The following is a 17315-nucleotide window of genomic DNA, read 5'->3' on the forward strand; positions in this document are numbered from 1 at the left end:
AAAAAATTTAATCAAAACCAGAAAAGAAATGTACAAGCTCCCTGATGCTTTAAATGAAGATATAGTAAAACTGGCCGGTTTGGCCAAGGAATATAAGGAAAAGAAAATCGAAGCCGTTCAGTTTAAGGCTTTTCGTGTGCCTATGGGTATCTACGAACAGCGTAAAAACGAGGTGTATATGTCGCGGGTGCGCACAACGGGAGGCGTTATATATCCCAAGCAACTTTTGGAGGTAATCAATATTGCCAAAAAACATAAATCCGACTTGTTGCACATTACTACCCGTCAGGAAATTCAGATACAAAATCTGGAATTGGACGAAGTTGAACCAATTCTTTACGAGCTGAAAGCGATTGGCTTAAGCACCAAGGGTGGGGGCGGAAACACCGTTCGCAACATTCTGGTATCCGGCGGTAGCGGCATATCGAACGAGGAAGTTTTTGATACTACGCCCTATGCTATGCAATTGACTACAAAATTGATAGCCGAATCCGATTCGTACTTGCTTCCGCGCAAAATGAAAATAGCCTTCTCGTCCAACGATAAACAAATAGATTATGCCGCCGTAAACGACATCGGTTTCGTCGCTCAAATAAAGGATGGGAAAAAAGGCTTTGCAGTATATGTAGGCGGAGGAGCCGGTTCGAGGCCAACGATTGGTTGGTTGCTATCCGGGTTTGTTCCGGCGGAAGAACTTTATGTGGTAGCCGAAGCGCTCAAAAAATTCTTCTCCGAACACGGAAACAGGAAGAACAAGCACAAAGCCCGTCTGCGTTACATATTCTACAAACTGGGCGAAGAGGAAACTATCCGCCTGATAAAAGAATACTACAACGAAGCAAAAAAAACAACACCGGCATTTGTCTTGGAAGATACCGAAGACGAAAGACCTCCGGTTAGCTATACTACAAAAGCGGATTTTACGCCGGATGCAGCTTATGCAAGTTGGGAAAAAAGATATGTAACCCAACAAAAGCAGGAGGGATACAGCAGTATTCTGGCGCCTTTTGTTTTGGGGAATCTCAGGCTGGATAACGAGGAGTTGGTAGCAGGCGTTCGGAAATTGCTGCAATTTATCACCCAATTCGGAGAAAATACCATCCGCTTCACCACCACACAGAACATGCAACTGCGCAATATCCCAACCGCAGCTTTGCCCGAATTGTATGCCATCCTGAAAGAATTCCTTTCGGATTTGCACGCACCTGTACTGGTCAACAACATAGTTTCGTGTACCGGAGCCGACACCTGCCGCTTGGGTATTGGCCTGTCGAAAGGCTTGGCGACAGCTATCCGGCGCAAATTGATAAACAGCGACCTGGATTTGGATAAACTGTCTCAGGCGCGCATACATATATCGGGCTGCCCCAATTCGTGTGGTCAGCAACTATGGGCCGACATCGGTTTTTCGGGGAAAATCCTCCGCAACGACCGCATTTACCCCGGCTATCAGGTGCATCTGGCTGCCAACCGGAGCAATGCGCCCCGTTTGGGTGAAGCGGTGGGCAACATAAGCGCACGCGATATTCCCGATTTTGTCTATAATTTACTGAAGGCTTATTCGGCCTCAGCATCCCAATATGACTCGCTTACAGCCTATCTCGAAACAGAAGGAAAAAATGAAGCGATAAAATTGATTGGTAAATACGAAAATATTCCGATATTTGCAGACGATAAGAATTATTATTTCGATTGGGGCGCTGAAACACTCTTTAGCATTGTGGATAGAGGAACGGCTGAATGCTCTGCCGGACTGTTCGATATGATAGAAGTCGATTTGGGCTATATCAATACGGCTAAAGAAGCCTTGGAGAAAGAAACTGATAAACAGAAGATTAACGAACACTTGTACGACATTGTTTATTCTTCGGCACGCATGTTGTTGGTAACAAGAGGAGCCGAACCAAAGACAATAGACGACACGTTCAATTTGTTTATTCAGAATTTTATCGAGTTCGGATTTGTGGAAGACAAATACCAGAGCATCGTAGAATTGGCGCGAGACGACAAAAAATATGATTTCAGCTCTCAAAAAACCGAAATTTATGCCTTATCGGATGATGTAACAGAATTGTACCGGAATATGGACGATTCGTTGCAATTCAAAAATGTGAAAGGCAAGAAGCCGGTAGTAGTAGAAGATCAAAAAAAGGAACCGAAACAAAGTAATAGTCCTGTAAGCGAAGAACGGAAATTCAAAGATTTGCGGGGTGTGGCGTGCCCGATGAATTTTGTACAGACCAAAATTCTGTTGTCGCCCATGAAGTCGGGCGAGGCGCTCGAAATATGGTTGGACGATGGACAGCCAATAGCCAATGTACCAGGCTCAGTTCGTGGGGAAGGCCACGAGATACTGGAACAGGTAGAAGTTGCCGATTACTGGAAAGTTGTTATCAAAAAGAAATAAAGACAGAAAAATAGATAAACACAGAAAAAAATAAATGAGTAAGATAAAAGTAAATGACGAAGAACAAGAGGTTACATTGCCTCTTTCGTTGACAGGATTGATAAAACTGAACAACGTATTGCAACCCGATATGGTTTCGATACAGATAAACGGCGAATTTATAGCGCGCGAAAATTTTGAAAACACAGCAATAAATGAAGGAGACGAAATAGATTTTCTTTATTTTATGGGAGGAGGCCGATGATGGATTTCACATCCGAACAAATAGAACGGTACAGCCGCCACATCCTCTTGCAGGATATTGGTGTGGAAGGGCAGGAAAAAATTAGCCAGGGCAAAGTCCTGGTTATCGGCGCCGGTGGACTGGGCGCTCCCATATTGCTTTATCTGGCTGCCGCCGGAGTGGGCACACTCGGCGTGATAGACGGAGATGTAGTAGATTTGAGCAACCTGCAACGACAGGTTATCCATTTTACACCCGATGTAGGCAAAGCCAAAGTGCAATCGGCAAAGGAAAAAATCAACCAGATTAATCCCGATGTGAAAGTGATTACCTATCACCAATTTTTTACCGCCGACAATGCGTTTGATATAATTAAAGATTACGACTTTATTGTGGACGGAACGGATAGTTTTCCGGTGAAGTTCCTGATAAACGATGCTTGCGTTTTGGCTGGGAAGCCATTTTCGCACGGAGGTATTCTCCGCTTCGATGGACAAACATTGACGCATCTGCCCGAAACGGCATGTTACCGTTGCGCCTTCCATAGCCCGCCGCCACCCAATGCAGTACCCACTTGTTCGCAAGCTGGCGTATTAGGAGCCATCGCCGGCATGTTGGGGACGATACAGGCTGCCGAAGTACTCAAATTCCTGACCGGAACAGGCGATTTGCTCACCAACCGTTTATTGGCCTTTAATGCAAAATCGATGAATTTCAGGACAGTGAACATCAAGAAGAACAAGAATTGTCCGGTATGCGGTCAACATCCCAGCATCACCGAATTGGTGGAATCGGAACAAGCAGCTTGCGAATTGAAAAAGAAATAGAGAACAAACGACAGTATGATAGAAATACCTCAACCGATAATAGATTCCATATACCAGCAGGCGTATGACGAACTGCCCAATGAGGCTTGTGGTCTGCTTACCGGCTTGAACGGGGTTGTAGAAAAGCAACATCGCTTAACCAACACCGATCACAGTCCCGAGCATTTTTCGTTCGACCCGCAGGAGCAATTTGGCGTGTTGAAGGAAGCCCGGAAAGACGGAAAGAAAATCATCGCAAACTATCACAGTCATCCTGCTACGCCGGCGCGTCCGTCAGAGGAGGATATACGCTTGGCCTACGATCCGAATATTATTTATATCATTGCGTCTTTAGCTAAAGAGACTCCCGATATAAAGGCTTTTTCCATCGTAAACGGTCAGGTGCAGCCCTGTGAAATAAAAGCAATATAAAGAAGCAGGTCTCGGCACGATCCCGCCAGGGCATATCCAGAAAAAATATGACATTATATGCATAATGGATAAATACCATGAATCTGGTATTGTTATGTCTCCTGATTACAAGTAACTTTGATTAATAATTTAGCATCAAGAAAATGAAGAAGATTTTTGTTTTGTTCGCAAGCGTTTTATTACTGGCATCGTGCTCCAATAAAACAAAGCAAGGAACCACAGATTCCGGTAATGGAGACGGTCTCACGGGAGAAATACAACTGTCGGGGGCTTTTGCGCTGTATCCAATGGCTGTGCAGTGGGCCGAAGAGTTCCGAAAACTTCATCCGGGCGTGCGGATTGATATATCCGGAGGTGGAGCCGGAAAAGGAATGACCGACGCGCTGGCTGGTGTTGTGGACATAGGCATGGTTTCGCGCGAAATATATCCCGAGGAAATAGCAAAAGGCGCTTTCCCCATAGCGGTGGTGAAAGACGCTGTTGTGCCTACCATCAACTCCAACAATCCCGAGTTGGCCAGCATAAACAAAATCGGGCTGAAAAAAGAAATCGCTCTGAAATTGTGGAACGGCGAAATCTCTACCTGGGGACAGGCGCTAGGTACATCCAGTACGCTGCCGGTACATGTATTTACCCGTTCGGACGCTTGTGGAGCCGCTGAATCCTTTGCCGCCTGGTTCAATAAAAAACAGGAAAACCTGAAAGCGACTGCCGTATTCGGAGACCCGGGCCTTGCGTCTGCCGTTCAGAAAGACAAAGTTGGCATAGGCTACAACAATATTGCGTATGCATACGACCAAAAGTCGAGGAAACCTTTCGAGGGACTGGCAATCATACCGCTGGATGTGAACGAAAACGGACAGATTGACCCCGAAGAAGATTTTTATCAAACAACCGAAACGCTTATAAAAGCCATTGATGAAGGACGTTATCCTTCGCCTCCCGCACGCGATTTATACTTGGTAACAAAAGGGAAACCAACAAAACCCGAGGTAGTGGCATTTGTAGAATATATCCTCACCGAGGGACAAAAATACACATCCGAAATAGGCTACATCAGCCTGTCGGAAGAAAAACTAACCGAAGAATTAGGAAAAATAAAGATAAACCCGTGAGTTGGATGCAAAGGATGTGTTTTACACATCTTTTGTTCTTACTTGCAATGCATATAAAAGAAAGATAGAATAACAATGTCAATGTCGTTACTGGCAAGAAGGATTTTTAAGGATAGGGCGGCCAAAAGGCTTATGCTTGTTCTGACCATCGTCCCATTACTTATTCTGGTGTTAATGGGAGCAGGGTTGTACTACAAGTCCATGCCCATTTTAGCCGAAAATTCGATAGGAAGTTTATTATCCAATTCGGAGTGGAGCCCTTTGTCTGGCAAATTTGGGTTTCTCTCTTTCATTTTAGGTTCGGTGTATGTAACCGTATTGGCAGTGATTATCGCCTTGCCAATCTCGTTGCTAACGGCATTGTTCCTGACCGAAAACGCCAGGTCCTGGGTCAAGAAGGCGGTATTTCCGGTATTGGATATTCTGGCCGGTATTCCCTCTGTTGTCTATGGGCTGTGGGGTATTCTGATAATCGTTCCGTGGATTGCCGACAGTTTAGGCCCTCGTTTTGTTGATTACACCAGCGGCTATACGCTGTTGGCCGGAGGAATTGTACTGAGTGTGATGATTATACCGCTTTTGGTAAGCTTGTTTGTTGAGATTTTTACCACCGTGCCAAAAGACTTTAAAGACGCCTCTACATCCTTGGGCGCTACCCGTTGGCAAACATCACGCTTGGTGGTGCTTCGGAAAGCTGCGCCGGGGGTTATTGCCGCCGTTGTATTGGCCATATCGAAAGCGTTTGGCGAAACGCTTGCCGTACTGATGGTTTGCGGAAATATGATTAAAATACCCGAGTCGGTTTTCGACAGCGCCTATCCTTTACCGGCGTTGATAGCAAACAACTACGGCGAAATGCTTTCGTTGCCCATGTCGGAATCGGCATTGATGTTTGCGGCTTTGGTCATGTTTGTCATTATCCTTGTTTTTAATGCGGTATCGCGTATTGTACTACAAAAAGTGGAGAAAAATTTCAAGTTATGAAGCTTAAGTTTATCGAAGAAAAAATATTCAATCTGTTGATGATTCTTGCAACATTAATCGTTTTCGGTTTTTTTGCCAGCATCATCTGGACAATTGCAAAGACAGGTTTCCCGTCTCTCAGCTGGGAGATGGTAAGCGAATTGCCCGGAGGCGGTTTCTACATGGGCAAAGAAGGTGGCATACTGAATGCCATTGTAGGCTCGCTGATGATAGTAGCAGGTTCCACCGTTCTCGGACTGATTATTAGTATTCCAGTGGTATTTTACATCAATGTCTATCTGAGTAAAACGTCCAAGCTGGCCTATTTCACACGCCTTTCGTTCGATGTTTTGTTTGGAATACCATCCATTGTATATGGCGCATTTGCGTTCACCATCATGATTTTCTTTGGCCTGAAAACCTCACTTTTAGGCGGTATTATAGTTATAACACTTTTGATTATACCTATCTTTGTACGCTCGATGGACGAAGTCGCCAAGTCAATTTCCAAGGATTTGTTACATGCCACCTATTCGCTGGGCGCAACAAAACTGGAGACCGGCAAAGTGATATTGCGGCAAATAGCGCCGGGGATAGCAACCGCCACCTTGTTATCGGTAGGACGCGCTATCGGCGATGCTGCCGGGGTATTGTTTACAGCCGGATTTACGGATAATATACCCGAATCGCTTAGTCAACCTGCGGCAACCTTGCCCTTGTCTGTCTTTTTCCAGTTAAGCAGCCCCATCCCCGAAGTGCGGGAACGGGCGTATGCAGCGGCATTGCTGCTCACAATAATAGTATTGATACTAAGTATAATAGGACGAGTTATAACCAATAAGTTTTCGAAAAACAGGATACTGTAAACGATAAGATGCAAGCCGGCGACACACTAAAAGTAATCAGCAGGAACAGTACTCTTTCCCTTCTTCAGGTTAAAGAGGCTTTTTCTTTTTTCCCTACCATCAATTACAACTTAATGGGATTGGATTCGTTTGGGGATAAGAATAAGCATATATCATTGATGGAAAGCAATATAGCTCCTGATTTTTTCACACGGGAACTGGATGCCGTTTTACTGACCAATCGGGCGGATGTGGCTGTTCACTCGGCAAAAGATCTTCCTTACCCTTTACCTGCCGGACTTGAGTTGTTTTGCTTGTTTGAAGCAGCCGATAAAACCGATTCGCTGGTGAGCAAAGATAAGCTGACTCTGGCCCAACTGCCTGCCGGAGCCAAAATAGGCACAAGCTCGGCCACACGAAAAGCCGAATTACTCAAGCTATACCCCCATCTAAGCGTTGTACCCATCAGAGGGACGATAGAAGAACGCATTGCCGGGGTGGATGCCGGTTATGTGGATGCGCTGATTGTTGCCACCTGCGCCTTGAAACGCTTGGGCTTGGAGAATCGCATAGCAGAGGTTCTTCCGTTTAAAACACATCCTTTGCAGGGCAATCTGGCCATTGTGGGTGAGAAAAGCAAGCGGGAACTAAAAGCCTTGTTTGCCTCAAAAGATATACGAAGCCGGTTTGGAAAAGTTACGCTCGTGGGCTTTGGCCCCGGCAACCCCGACTTACTGACCATCGGCGGCGATAAAGCGCTGGCTAATGCCGGCGTCATTTTTCACGACGACTTGCTGGATCAATCCTTCTTGTCGCGCTACACTGCTGAAAAAGTATATGTGGGTAAAAGACGAAATAAGCACAGTTACCATCAGGACGATATAAACGAATTGGTGTATCAGGCTGCCCTGTCGGGTAAGAACGTGGTGAGGCTGAAAGGGGGCGACCCAATGATTTTCGCTCATGGTCGCGAGGAAATAGATTTCCTCAAAAGCCGGTTTGTTGAAGTGGATGTTATCCCCGGCATATCATCGGGAATAGCGTTGGCTGCCTACACGCACATCCCACTGACGCACAGAGGCGTAGCATCGTCCGTAGCATTTGTTACCGGACATCCCGAGAAGAAAATTCAAACGCCCGGCGCCGATACATTGGTTTACTACATGGGTGGGAATTATATTTCCTCCATTGCCAAAAAATTGCTTACGGCAGGACGCAAGGCCGATACACCGGTAGCGTTGGTGTATAATGTATCGTTGCCCGACCAAAAAATATACTATTCGTCCCTGAAAGAGCTTCAGTATTCGGTGGTCAACTATCCAACACCCATACTCCTTATTGTGGGAGAGGTGGTTGCGTTCGAGAGCAGGCAGGCAGGCCAGAATGTGCTGGTAACAGGCACTACGGCGAAAGAATATGCCGGATTGGGGAAGGTGGTACACACGCCGCTGATTAAAATAGAAAGAATAGAGGCAAATAAACCTTTGCACGATTCCATAGTCAATATACAGGCATTCGATTGGATTATTTTTACCAGCCGCTACGGAGTTCAGTATTTTTTTGAAGCGCTTGGCAAACAGCAAACGGATATTAGAGCCTTGGCCGGTATCCAGATAGCATCGGTGGGTAAAACCACCACAGCCGAGCTGAACAAGTACTGTATCTGCCCCGACCTGGAATCGGACACCGAGTCGGCAGAAGGATTGATAAATTACTTTAAGGAAACGGGGCTGACCGGCAAGCGCATTTTATTGCCACGGTCGGACAAAGGCCTGAAGTACTTGTCGGAAGAACTGGAAAAAGCAGGAAATACGGTAGTGGATATTCCGGTGTATAGGAATACGGTGAATGACGGGGCGGAGAAAATCAGCCTGGAGCAATTCAATAAAATCATCTTCACTTCGCCATCGGGAGTTGAAGCTTTCACCCAGCTCTACGGAAATATACCCGAAGGGGTACAATTGGTAGCGAGGGGGAAAACAACAGAAAAGAGATTAAGGTTGGAACTGAATGAAACGATTCAGGCAATATAGAACTTCGCAGGAAGTACGCGACCGGTATGCTGATGTCAGTATTCTTCCGGCAGACTTTATATATCCCTATTTTGTGGTGGAAGGAGAAGGGGTAAAGACTGAAATACAGTCGATGAAAGGCGTCTATCGGTTTTCGATAGATACATTGCTGGAGGATGTTGAAGACCTGTTGTTCAATGGCATAGACAAAATACTCCTGTTCGGAGTAATTGACGAAAAAGAGAAAGATGAACGCGGAAGTGCAGGTTTTGCACCCGATAACATAATAAGCAGAGCGGTAAAGGCGCTGAAGAAACGCTACCCCGATGTGGTGGTAATAACCGATGTATGCCTTTGCGAATATACATCGCACGGTCATTGCGGCTTGTTGCACAACCACGATGTGGATAACGACACTACCCTGCCCCTGCTGGCCGAAATGGCTTATCAACATGCTGTGGCCGGAGCCGATTTTGTAGCTCCCTCGGCCATGATGGACGGACAGATAGAAGCCATCCGCCAGCGACTGGACAAGGAAGGGCTAAGCGCTAGAATATTGGCTTATTCGGCGAAGTATGCCTCTGCATTTTACGGCCCATTCAGGGATGCGGCACAATCGGCTCCCTCTTTTGGCGACCGGAAAACCTATCAGATGGATTTTCGCACCACCAATCAGGGCTTGGACGAAATAGCCGCCGATATTGAAGAAGGCGCCGACTGGATTATGGTAAAACCGGCCTTAGCCTATTTGGATATGATACAGAAAGCATCGGTAGCGTTCCCCGGTTATCCATTGGTGGCCTATCAGGTATCGGGCGAATATTCGATGCTGAAGAACGGAGCGGAACAAGGCTTTTTTGACGAAGGACGCATCTTTTTCGAGAGCCTTACGGCCATAAAACGCGCTGGCGCCGATTATATAATCAGCTATTATGCACGTGATTTTGTAAAACAATTTTAGAACAAATATACAATTATGAGTAATAAACTGACACATCTGAAAGAACTGGAATCGGAATCGATATATATACTCAGGGAAGTGGCGGCACAGTTTGAAAAACCTGTACTTTTATTCTCCGGCGGGAAAGATTCTATTGTTATGGCCTATTTGGCCTACAAGGCGTTTTATCCGGCAGCTATTCCTTTTCCTTTTCTGCATATCGACACAGGACATAATTTTGAGGAAACAATTACTTACCGGGATAATTTGGTGAAAAAACTGGGCGTGAAGCTGATAGTGGGTTCGGTACAGGAATCAATTGACGAAGGCCGTGTGGTTGAAGAAACCGGTTACAATGCCAGCCGCAACAAACTGCAAACGGTAACCCTGCTCGATGCATTGGCAAAATACAAGTTTGATGCAGCCATGGGAGGAGCGCGGCGCGATGAAGAAAAAGCACGCGCCAAGGAACGCTTCTTCTCTCACCGCGATGAATTTGGCCAATGGGATCCGAAGAATCAGCGTCCTGAGTTGTGGAATATTTTCAACGGGAAAAAACAACTGGGAGAACATTTCCGCATATTCCCGTTGAGTAACTGGACCGAAATGGATGTCTGGCAGTATATTCTGCAAGAAAACATCGAATTGCCGAGCCTGTATTATACACACGAACGCGAGGTGTTTGAACGCGACGGCATTTGGCTGGCCTATTATCCGTTTATGAAACTGAGGCCCGAAGAAGAAGTCGTTCGCCGCCGTATTCGCTGCCGCACAATCGGCGATATAACCTGTACGGGAGTTACCATTTCGGAAGCCAATTCGCTGGAAGACATCATCGACGAAATAGCTTCGTCGAGGGTAACAGAACGTGGCGGCAGATCGGATGACAAACGCTCGGAAGCCGCGATGGAAGACCGCAAGAAAGCGGGATATTTTTAAAGAAAACAGAAAAATAAATTAGCATTTTAACAGAATGAGTGGATATTTAGATATGGAGTTACTGCGTTTCACAACTGCCGGAAGCGTGGACGATGGAAAAAGTACATTAATCGGGCGTTTGCTCTACGATAGCAAGTCGATTTTTGAAGACCAGATGGAGGCGGTGAAAGCAGCGAGCGAACGCTTAGGGAATGAGGAAGTCAACCTGGCTTTGCTCACCGACGGGTTGCGCGCCGAGCGTGAACAAGGTATTACCATAGATGTGGCCTACCGCTATTTCGCTACACCCAAACGCAAGTTTATTATTGCCGATACTCCCGGGCACATCGAATATACCCGCAACATGGTAACCGGCGCCTCAACTGCCGATGCAGCCATTATTCTGGTCGATGCCCGCAACGGAATTATCGAACAAACCAAACGGCACTCCTACATCGCTTCGTTGCTGCAATTGCCGAATGTGATTCTGGCGGTCAATAAAATGGATTTGGTCGATTTCTCGGAAGAAGTATTCAACCGGATACAGTCGGAATACGAACTTATAGCCGCCAAGCTGAAACTGAAAAAGGTGTTTTACATCCCCATTTCGGCACGAGACGGAGACAATGTTGTCAATGAATCGCAAAACACCCCATGGTATAAAGGCGAAACGCTTTTGCACCTCTTGGAGTCGTTGCCCGTGAAGGAAGATATTGGCGACTTGCCTGCCCGTTTCCCTGTGCAGTATGTCATTCGCCCTCAGAGTGATGAGTTTCACGATTACCGCGCTTATGCCGGACGCATCGCATCGGGGAAATACAAAGTTGGCGATAAAGTAACCATCCTGCCCTCCTATACCGAATCGACTATTAAGGCAATCGACAGCGCAGATGTGCCTTTGACCGAAGTTTTTGCACCCCAATCGGTAGCCATCCGCCTCAACGACAATGTGGATGTGAGCCGTGGCGATATGATTGTGAAAAGCGACGAACTGCCCCATATAAATGCCAATATTTCGCTTTTGGTCTGCTGGCTGAACCACCGCCCCTTGAGCATCGGCGCCAAATACATTATCCGCCATACTACCGACGAGGTTTTCGGTATTATCAAAGATGTCTATTTCAAAGTCGATATTAATACACTGGGGAATGTGATTGATGATAAACGGGTGAAGATGAACGATATTGCACATATTCACATAAAAACGTCCAAACCATTGAAATACGATTTCTACTCACAAAACCGGATAACAGGCAGCCTCGTTATTATCGACGAAGCCACCTACGAAACTGTGGGAGCCGGTATGATTGTGGAATCGCTGGAAGAACAAACTTTCATCATATAAACAAGCGAACAACATGCAAGAAAATATAAGCCGGTTGAATGAACAATTTACAGGAAAATCGCCTGAAGAATTGCTGAGGTTCTTTTTAGAAAGCTACAAGGGACGCATTGCCCTGGCCTCAAGCCTGGGTTTGGAAGATCAGGCGCTGACCGACATGATTCTCAAAATAAACCCTTCGTCCAGAATATTTACAATTGACACGGGACGCTTGTTCCCCGAAACCTATTCGCTGATTGATAAAACGAATATGAAATACAATGTCAAGCTGGAGGTCTATTTTCCGAAGCACGAACCGGTGGAAGCATTTGTAAAAGAAAACGGCATCAATGGCTTTTATAAGAGCGTGGAAGACCGCAAGCAATGCTGCCATGTCCGCAAAATCGAACCCCTTTTGCGCGCACTATCCACCGTTGATGTGTGGATTTGCGGATTGCGACAGGAGCAATCGGTTACGCGCACAGGCGTGCAGGCTGTGGAGTGGGATGAAGCCAATAACAAGATAAAAATAAATCCCTTGGTGTATTGGACGGAACAGGATGTTTGGGACTACATAAAAGCCAATCAGGCGCCGTACAATGTGCTTCACGACAAAGGATTTCCGAGTATAGGCTGCCAGCCTTGCACACGCGCCGTTGCCGAAGGCGAAGACATCAGGGCAGGACGCTGGTGGTGGGAAAACCCCGAACACAAGGAATGCGGATTGCACAGGAGGTGAGCATGAACAAGGAAAACCGGAACTTTTTGCCCATATCTATCAATATTACCGGTAAGCGAATTTTGATTATCGGCGGTGGAAAGGTTGGCTACCACAAGGCATCTATCCTGAACCGTTTTACAGATAAAGCCGTCATTGTTTCGCCCGATTTTCACGAGGGATTCGGCTCCCTGCCATTTGAGCAAATCAGGAAAGAATACGATAAAAGCGACCTGAGGGGCGCTTTTTTGGTCTATATCTGCACCGAAAATGAGCAATTGAATGCCGAAATAAAAGCCGAATGCGAAAGCCTTGGCATATTGGCAAGCGTATGCGACAATCCCCAGCTGTGCGACTTTATATCGCCCGCCATTTATAAGGATGACAATTTTACGGTTGCCGTATCGTCCAATGCCCGCGATGTGCGTCAAGCCATCCATATCCGCAACCAAGTGGAAAGTTTGGCAAAAAGCGGCGACCTGAAAATCAAATAAAAAAATTGGGGAAAGAATGATAAATTGCCAATTGATAAACAACTCGAGCTATACGCTGGAAGAAAGAGAAAAGCTTTCGGCCTCGGTTTTTATGGATGATGCAATTCCTCATGTATTGTTGAAAACCTGCAACCGGATAGAATTGTATTGGGGCGAAGGCCAGGTTTCGGACACAATTATCCGCCACCTCTACCGCATAGCCTCGGGCTTGGAATCGAGTTTGATTGGCGAAAGAGCGATACAGGGACAACTAAAATCAGCCTATCAGGAGGCCTGCAACCGGTACAAATTATCGGCGGAAATGCACCGGCTGTTTCAAACGGCCATGCACACCGGCAAACGCGTGCGCTCCGAAACCAAAATATCGGAAGGAGCCGTTTCGCATAGCCAGATAACGGTGGAGATACTCAAAAAACAGCCAATCGACCTGAAAAAGAAGATTGTCAGCATAATAGGCGTAAATAAATTGACGGAAGATATTCTGAAATACCTGACAGCGAATCAGGCAGTCAATATCTTTTTGTCTAACCGGAATTTTGATAAAGCCCAGGCATTGGCCAAGCAATACAAGGGCACAGCCATCGGTCTGGAAAATAAAAAGCAGCTCTTGGAATTTACCGATGTGCTTATCTGCGCCACCTCCGCGCCACACACTATCATCAAAAAAGAGGACATGCCCGCCGATAAAGAAATGCTTGTTTTCGACCTCGCCTTTCCGCGTGATGTGGAAAAAAGTGTAGGACAAAACGAACACATCCGCTTATTCGATTTGGAAGATATAGAGCAATTTGCAAAAAACAACCTGCTTTTGCGGAAGAACGAACTGGCGAAAGCCGAACAGATAATAGAAGACGAAATGGCCAGATTCCACGCATGGCAATCGTTTGCAAAAAAACTGCAGCTATGAACCGCGAAAACTCAATAAAAGCATACAACGAAGCCCTGAAATATATACCGGGAGGCGTAAACAGTCCGGTAAGAGCATTGAGGAGCGTAGGCGAAAGCCCCCTGTTTATCCAAAAGGCGAAGGGAAGCACGCTGACAGATATAGACGGCAATCGTTTCACCGACTTCTGCTTATCCTGGGGTGTGTTCATTCTTGGGCATGGGCATCCGGCAGTGGACAAAGCCGTGCATAAAGCCATCGGCAGGGGCAGTAGCTACGGAATACCCTCGTTGCAGGAAACCGGGTTGGCCAAACTGGTCAATGCTCACTTCCCCAGTATGGACAAACTGCGCTTCGTCAATTCGGGCACGGAAGCCGTCATGAGCGCCATCAGACTAGCCCGTGGATATACGAAGCGGAATATCATCGTCAAATTCGATGGCTGTTACCACGGCCATGCCGACCACTTGCTGGTATCCGCCGGATCGGGTGTCGCCAATCTCGGAGGCTCATCCTCGGCAGGCGTACCGGATAGTTTTACGGCCTGTACTATCAGTCTGCCGTTTAACGATAAAGAGGCGGTGAACAACATTTTCGAACAAAGAGGAAGCGGGATTGCCGCTGTAATCGTAGAACCGGTTCCGGCCAACATGGGCGTTGTATTGCCGCGCGCCGATTTCCTCCGGCATTTGAGGGAAGTTACGGAGCAATACAAGTCATTGCTTATTTTTGATGAAGTAATTACGGGCTTCCGGCTGTCAATCGGCGGCGTCCAGCAACTGGCTGATATAAGACCCGACCTGACAACGCTAGGAAAAATTGTAGGAGGTGGTTTTCCGGCTGCCGCTTTTGGCGGAAGAGCAGATATTATGGCGCTTTTAGCCCCTGACGGCCCTGTTTATCAAGCAGGTACATTATCGGGCAATCCGGTGGCGATGAGCGCCGGAGCCGAAAGCATCCGCTTGCTGGAAGAAGAAGGTCTGTACCAAAAACTGAACAGCAAGGCCGATACCTTTATTGCAGAATTGAGGAACAGTACTTCGGGCAAAGGGATGACGATTAACCATACGGGCAGCATGTTTACACCCTTTTTTACCACCGGAGAAGTCAATTCGTTTGAGGATGTAAAAAAAGCCGATCAACAAAGGTTCGCCCAGTTTTTCAGGTACATGTTTGCCCATAAATTCTACATTTCACCCTCCCAGTTCGAGGCCAACTTTCTTTCTATTGCACATAGCGACAGGGAGTTGGAACGGTTTATTAAAGTGGCTGGCAGGTTTAGGGACTGAAAGGCGGGGTGAATTTGAGAGATTCCTAAAAATATTAGTTTCACTTTTTTGTGAACACTAAAAGAATAAGTATTATCTTTATGCTACCAAAGTAAAATAGGATGATAGTTACTTTTTAGAATTGTCAAACCATTATAAATAAAGGCAATATGATTGAAATTAAAGGAATCGACCCCCGAATGATAGCAAACAATCTTGAAGCATTTGAACCAACGCATCCGGGCGAATTGTTGAAAGAAGAAATTGAATATAGTGGAATATAGCAACGTAAACTTGCCAAACAAATGGGCGTTGCATATACAATGTTTAACGAAATATTGAATACCAAACGGCCATTGACTACCGAAATTGCAATGCTTGTAGAAGCCGCATTGGGTATAGATTCCGGTTTACTGGTACGTATGCAACTCGATTACAATATACAGGTTGCCAAAAAGGATAAAACATTTTCCAAACGCCTCGTCGAAGTACGAAAATTATCGGCAATACTTTAATTTCGATTGCTGTTTCCCCTATAAATTTTATAAGACATTTTTATCCGTTTGTGTATAAGTGGGAATTTTATGCTAACTTTGCAGTTCTAAATAGATGTATTTGAAATGATAAATCGTGTTCTTATTCGTGTCAGAATTATTCAGGTTCTATATGCTGTGTATCAAAACCAAGACGGAAGCTTAAAGAAAGCCGAATCTGAATTGAATTACAGCTTTCAAAAATCATACGATTTATACTTCTTCTTTTTATTGCTGATTGTCGAGCTGACGGAGTCGTACGCCAAACGTATTGAGGCAGGTAAAGCCAAATTATTGCCGACAGACAGGGATGTTAACCCCAACACCAAACTGCTGAATAACAAATTCGTCCGGCAATTGCGGGAAAACGAAATTCTAACAAGCTATCTGGCAGAAAGGCCGATGTCGTGGCTCGAACATGAGGGCGAACTGAAACACCTTCTCAATGATATACTGGAATCGGACCTGTATAAGAAGTATATATCCGACCCGCATTCGGATTACGAAAAAGACAAGGAATTCTGGCGGAATATTTTCAAAAACAATATCTGCGCAGACGAAAATCTGGAAGCATTGCTGGAAGATGAATGTTTGTTTTGGAACGACGATATAGATACCATCGAATCGTTTGTGCTGAAAACAATTAAGAAATTTGATGAGAAAAACGGCAAGGCTCAACCCCTTTTACCCATGTTCCGCGATGAGGAAGACCGCGAATTTGCCATCAAACTTTTGCGTGAGACCATGTTACACGTAAAAGAATACCGCGATATGATAACAGCCTATGCAAAAAACTGGGAATCGGAACGGATTGCATTTATGGACTTAATTATCATGCAGACAGCCATAACCGAACTCTTGAATTTTCCGTCTATCCCCGTCAATGTTACCCTCAACGAGTACATCGACATAGCCAAAGCATATAGCACCGAGAAAAGCGCCTCATTTATAAATGGTATTTTAGATTCGATAGTAAATAAGCTGCGTGAAGAAAAAAAAATGATAAAGTAGCGAAAATAGGAATTTATTCTTTTTAGCTATTCACAAATAATCTTTATCTTTGACAACAAGTTTTTTTAATAATATAAAGTTCAAATTATGAGTTTACTAAATGTATTTTTGCAAGCAGGTGGAGCCGGAAGTGGAGGTTCTATACAGATGATAGTTATGATGGTCGCCATTGTTGCTATATTCTACTTTTTTATGATAAAACCTCAACAGAGAAAACAAAAAGCTATTCAGAAAGCGCGTGAAGCAATGAAGGTTGGCGACAAAGTAGTTACTGCCGGAGGCATACACGGAAGAATAAAAGAAACCGGCGATGTTTATTTTATCGTAGAAATAGCCGATAACGTAAGAATAAAAATAGAAAAAGCATCCGTATATGCGGCTGCAGAAGACATTGCTGCCAAAAACTAATCATTGGGGCATGAA

At 45.5% G+C, this 17315-nt stretch carries 17 protein-coding genes and 1 pseudogene; all 18 read left to right on the plus strand.

From position 1 onward, the window contains the following. Positions 1-28 precede the first annotated feature (28 nt). The 18 genes and pseudogenes from ACYPWY_RS10230 (at position 29) to yajC (ending at position 17300) form a co-directional block, all read left to right on the plus strand. Positions 29-2407 (plus strand): sulfurtransferase TusA family protein, encoded by a 2379-nt coding sequence (locus tag ACYPWY_RS10230; protein WP_459685430.1) that lies wholly within the window; start codon positions 29-31, stop codon positions 2405-2407. Between the two features lie 34 nt (positions 2408-2441). Continuing rightward, positions 2442-2651 carry a sulfur carrier protein ThiS gene (thiS, locus tag ACYPWY_RS10235; RefSeq protein ID WP_459685431.1) on the plus strand — a complete coding sequence of 70 codons (210 nt, stop codon included), beginning with the start codon at positions 2442-2444 and terminating at the stop codon, positions 2649-2651. Beyond that, positions 2651-3457, plus strand: coding sequence for a HesA/MoeB/ThiF family protein (locus ACYPWY_RS10240; RefSeq protein ID WP_459685466.1), 807 nt, complete (start codon positions 2651-2653; stop codon positions 3455-3457). The genes thiS and ACYPWY_RS10240 overlap by 1 nt, the downstream gene beginning before the upstream one ends. A gap of 15 nt (positions 3458-3472) precedes the next feature. Further along, positions 3473-3868 carry a M67 family metallopeptidase gene (locus ACYPWY_RS10245; protein WP_459685432.1) on the plus strand — a complete coding sequence of 132 codons (396 nt, stop codon included), beginning with the start codon at positions 3473-3475 and terminating at the stop codon, positions 3866-3868. Positions 3869-4011: 143 nt separating this feature from the next. Then, positions 4012-4983 carry a PstS family phosphate ABC transporter substrate-binding protein gene (locus ACYPWY_RS10250; protein ID WP_459685433.1) on the plus strand — a complete coding sequence of 324 codons (972 nt, stop codon included), beginning with the start codon at positions 4012-4014 and terminating at the stop codon, positions 4981-4983. Positions 4984-5064: 81 nt separating this feature from the next. Further along, on the plus strand, positions 5065-5967 hold the full coding sequence (pstC, locus tag ACYPWY_RS10255) for a phosphate ABC transporter permease subunit PstC (protein WP_459685434.1): 903 nt from the start codon (positions 5065-5067) through the stop codon (positions 5965-5967). After that, positions 5964-6812 (plus strand): PstA family ABC transporter permease, encoded by an 849-nt coding sequence (locus ACYPWY_RS10260; protein ID WP_459685435.1) that lies wholly within the window; start codon positions 5964-5966, stop codon positions 6810-6812. The genes pstC and ACYPWY_RS10260 overlap by 4 nt, the downstream gene beginning before the upstream one ends. A gap of 8 nt (positions 6813-6820) precedes the next feature. Next, entirely contained in the window at positions 6821-8824 is a 2004-nt protein-coding gene (cobA, locus tag ACYPWY_RS10265; RefSeq protein WP_459685436.1) for a uroporphyrinogen-III C-methyltransferase, read from the plus strand. Further along, complete coding sequence (hemB, locus tag ACYPWY_RS10270; protein WP_459685437.1) at positions 8802-9764, plus strand: porphobilinogen synthase; 963 nt, start codon at positions 8802-8804, stop codon at positions 9762-9764. Before cobA ends, hemB begins: the two co-directional genes overlap by 23 nt. Positions 9765-9779: 15 nt before the next feature. Further along, positions 9780-10682 (plus strand): sulfate adenylyltransferase subunit CysD, encoded by a 903-nt coding sequence (cysD, locus tag ACYPWY_RS10275; RefSeq protein WP_459685438.1) that lies wholly within the window; start codon positions 9780-9782, stop codon positions 10680-10682. Positions 10683-10716: 34 nt separating this feature from the next. Further along, positions 10717-12006 (plus strand): sulfate adenylyltransferase subunit 1, encoded by a 1290-nt coding sequence (locus ACYPWY_RS10280; protein ID WP_459685439.1) that lies wholly within the window; start codon positions 10717-10719, stop codon positions 12004-12006. A gap of 13 nt (positions 12007-12019) precedes the next feature. Next, positions 12020-12721 (plus strand): phosphoadenylyl-sulfate reductase, encoded by a 702-nt coding sequence (locus ACYPWY_RS10285; protein ID WP_459685440.1) that lies wholly within the window; start codon positions 12020-12022, stop codon positions 12719-12721. Next, positions 12700-13194, plus strand: coding sequence for a precorrin-2 dehydrogenase/sirohydrochlorin ferrochelatase family protein (locus ACYPWY_RS10290; protein ID WP_459685441.1), 495 nt, complete (start codon positions 12700-12702; stop codon positions 13192-13194). The genes ACYPWY_RS10285 and ACYPWY_RS10290 overlap by 22 nt, the downstream gene beginning before the upstream one ends. Positions 13195-13210: 16 nt before the next feature. Then, on the plus strand, positions 13211-14101 hold the full coding sequence (hemA, locus tag ACYPWY_RS10295) for a glutamyl-tRNA reductase (protein ID WP_459685442.1): 891 nt from the start codon (positions 13211-13213) through the stop codon (positions 14099-14101). After that, a complete protein-coding gene (hemL, locus tag ACYPWY_RS10300; RefSeq protein WP_459685443.1) occupies positions 14098-15369 on the plus strand; it encodes a glutamate-1-semialdehyde 2,1-aminomutase in 1272 nt (423 codons plus the stop codon). Before hemA ends, hemL begins: the two co-directional genes overlap by 4 nt. 149 nt (positions 15370-15518) lie before the next feature. After that, positions 15519-15863: pseudogene (locus ACYPWY_RS10305) on the plus strand (HigA family addiction module antitoxin). 105 nt (positions 15864-15968) lie between these two features. Next, positions 15969-16892, plus strand: coding sequence for a transcription antitermination factor NusB (nusB, locus tag ACYPWY_RS10310; protein ID WP_459685444.1), 924 nt, complete (start codon positions 15969-15971; stop codon positions 16890-16892). Positions 16893-16979: 87 nt separating this feature from the next. Continuing rightward, positions 16980-17300, plus strand: coding sequence for a preprotein translocase subunit YajC (gene yajC / locus ACYPWY_RS10315; RefSeq protein ID WP_459685445.1), 321 nt, complete (start codon positions 16980-16982; stop codon positions 17298-17300). Positions 17301-17315 lie beyond the last annotated feature (15 nt).

It is taken from the genome of Viscerimonas tarda (assembly GCF_054601255.1).

Bases quoted from the DNA above. Each gene is read 5' to 3' on its own strand.
- ACYPWY_RS10230 (WP_459685430.1), top strand. From the start codon at position 29: ATGTACAAGCTCCCTGATGCTTTAAATGAAGATATAGTAAAACTGGCC.
- thiS (WP_459685431.1), top strand. From the start codon at position 2,442: ATGAGTAAGATAAAAGTAAATGACGAAGAACAAGAGGTTACATTGCCT.
- ACYPWY_RS10240 (WP_459685466.1), top strand. From the start codon at position 2,651: ATGGATTTCACATCCGAACAAATAGAACGGTACAGCCGCCACATCCTC.
- ACYPWY_RS10245 (WP_459685432.1), top strand. From the start codon at position 3,473: ATGATAGAAATACCTCAACCGATAATAGATTCCATATACCAGCAGGCG.
- ACYPWY_RS10250 (WP_459685433.1), top strand. From the start codon at position 4,012: ATGAAGAAGATTTTTGTTTTGTTCGCAAGCGTTTTATTACTGGCATCG.
- pstC (WP_459685434.1), top strand. From the start codon at position 5,065: ATGTCGTTACTGGCAAGAAGGATTTTTAAGGATAGGGCGGCCAAAAGG.
- ACYPWY_RS10260 (WP_459685435.1), top strand. From the start codon at position 5,964: ATGAAGCTTAAGTTTATCGAAGAAAAAATATTCAATCTGTTGATGATT.
- cobA (WP_459685436.1), top strand. From the start codon at position 6,821: ATGCAAGCCGGCGACACACTAAAAGTAATCAGCAGGAACAGTACTCTT.
- hemB (WP_459685437.1), top strand. From the start codon at position 8,802: ATGAAACGATTCAGGCAATATAGAACTTCGCAGGAAGTACGCGACCGG.
- cysD (WP_459685438.1), top strand. From the start codon at position 9,780: ATGAGTAATAAACTGACACATCTGAAAGAACTGGAATCGGAATCGATA.
- ACYPWY_RS10280 (WP_459685439.1), top strand. From the start codon at position 10,717: ATGAGTGGATATTTAGATATGGAGTTACTGCGTTTCACAACTGCCGGA.
- ACYPWY_RS10285 (WP_459685440.1), top strand. From the start codon at position 12,020: ATGCAAGAAAATATAAGCCGGTTGAATGAACAATTTACAGGAAAATCG.
- ACYPWY_RS10290 (WP_459685441.1), top strand. From the start codon at position 12,700: ATGCGGATTGCACAGGAGGTGAGCATGAACAAGGAAAACCGGAACTTT.
- hemA (WP_459685442.1), top strand. From the start codon at position 13,211: ATGATAAATTGCCAATTGATAAACAACTCGAGCTATACGCTGGAAGAA.
- hemL (WP_459685443.1), top strand. From the start codon at position 14,098: ATGAACCGCGAAAACTCAATAAAAGCATACAACGAAGCCCTGAAATAT.
- nusB (WP_459685444.1), top strand. From the start codon at position 15,969: ATGATAAATCGTGTTCTTATTCGTGTCAGAATTATTCAGGTTCTATAT.
- yajC (WP_459685445.1), top strand. From the start codon at position 16,980: ATGAGTTTACTAAATGTATTTTTGCAAGCAGGTGGAGCCGGAAGTGGA.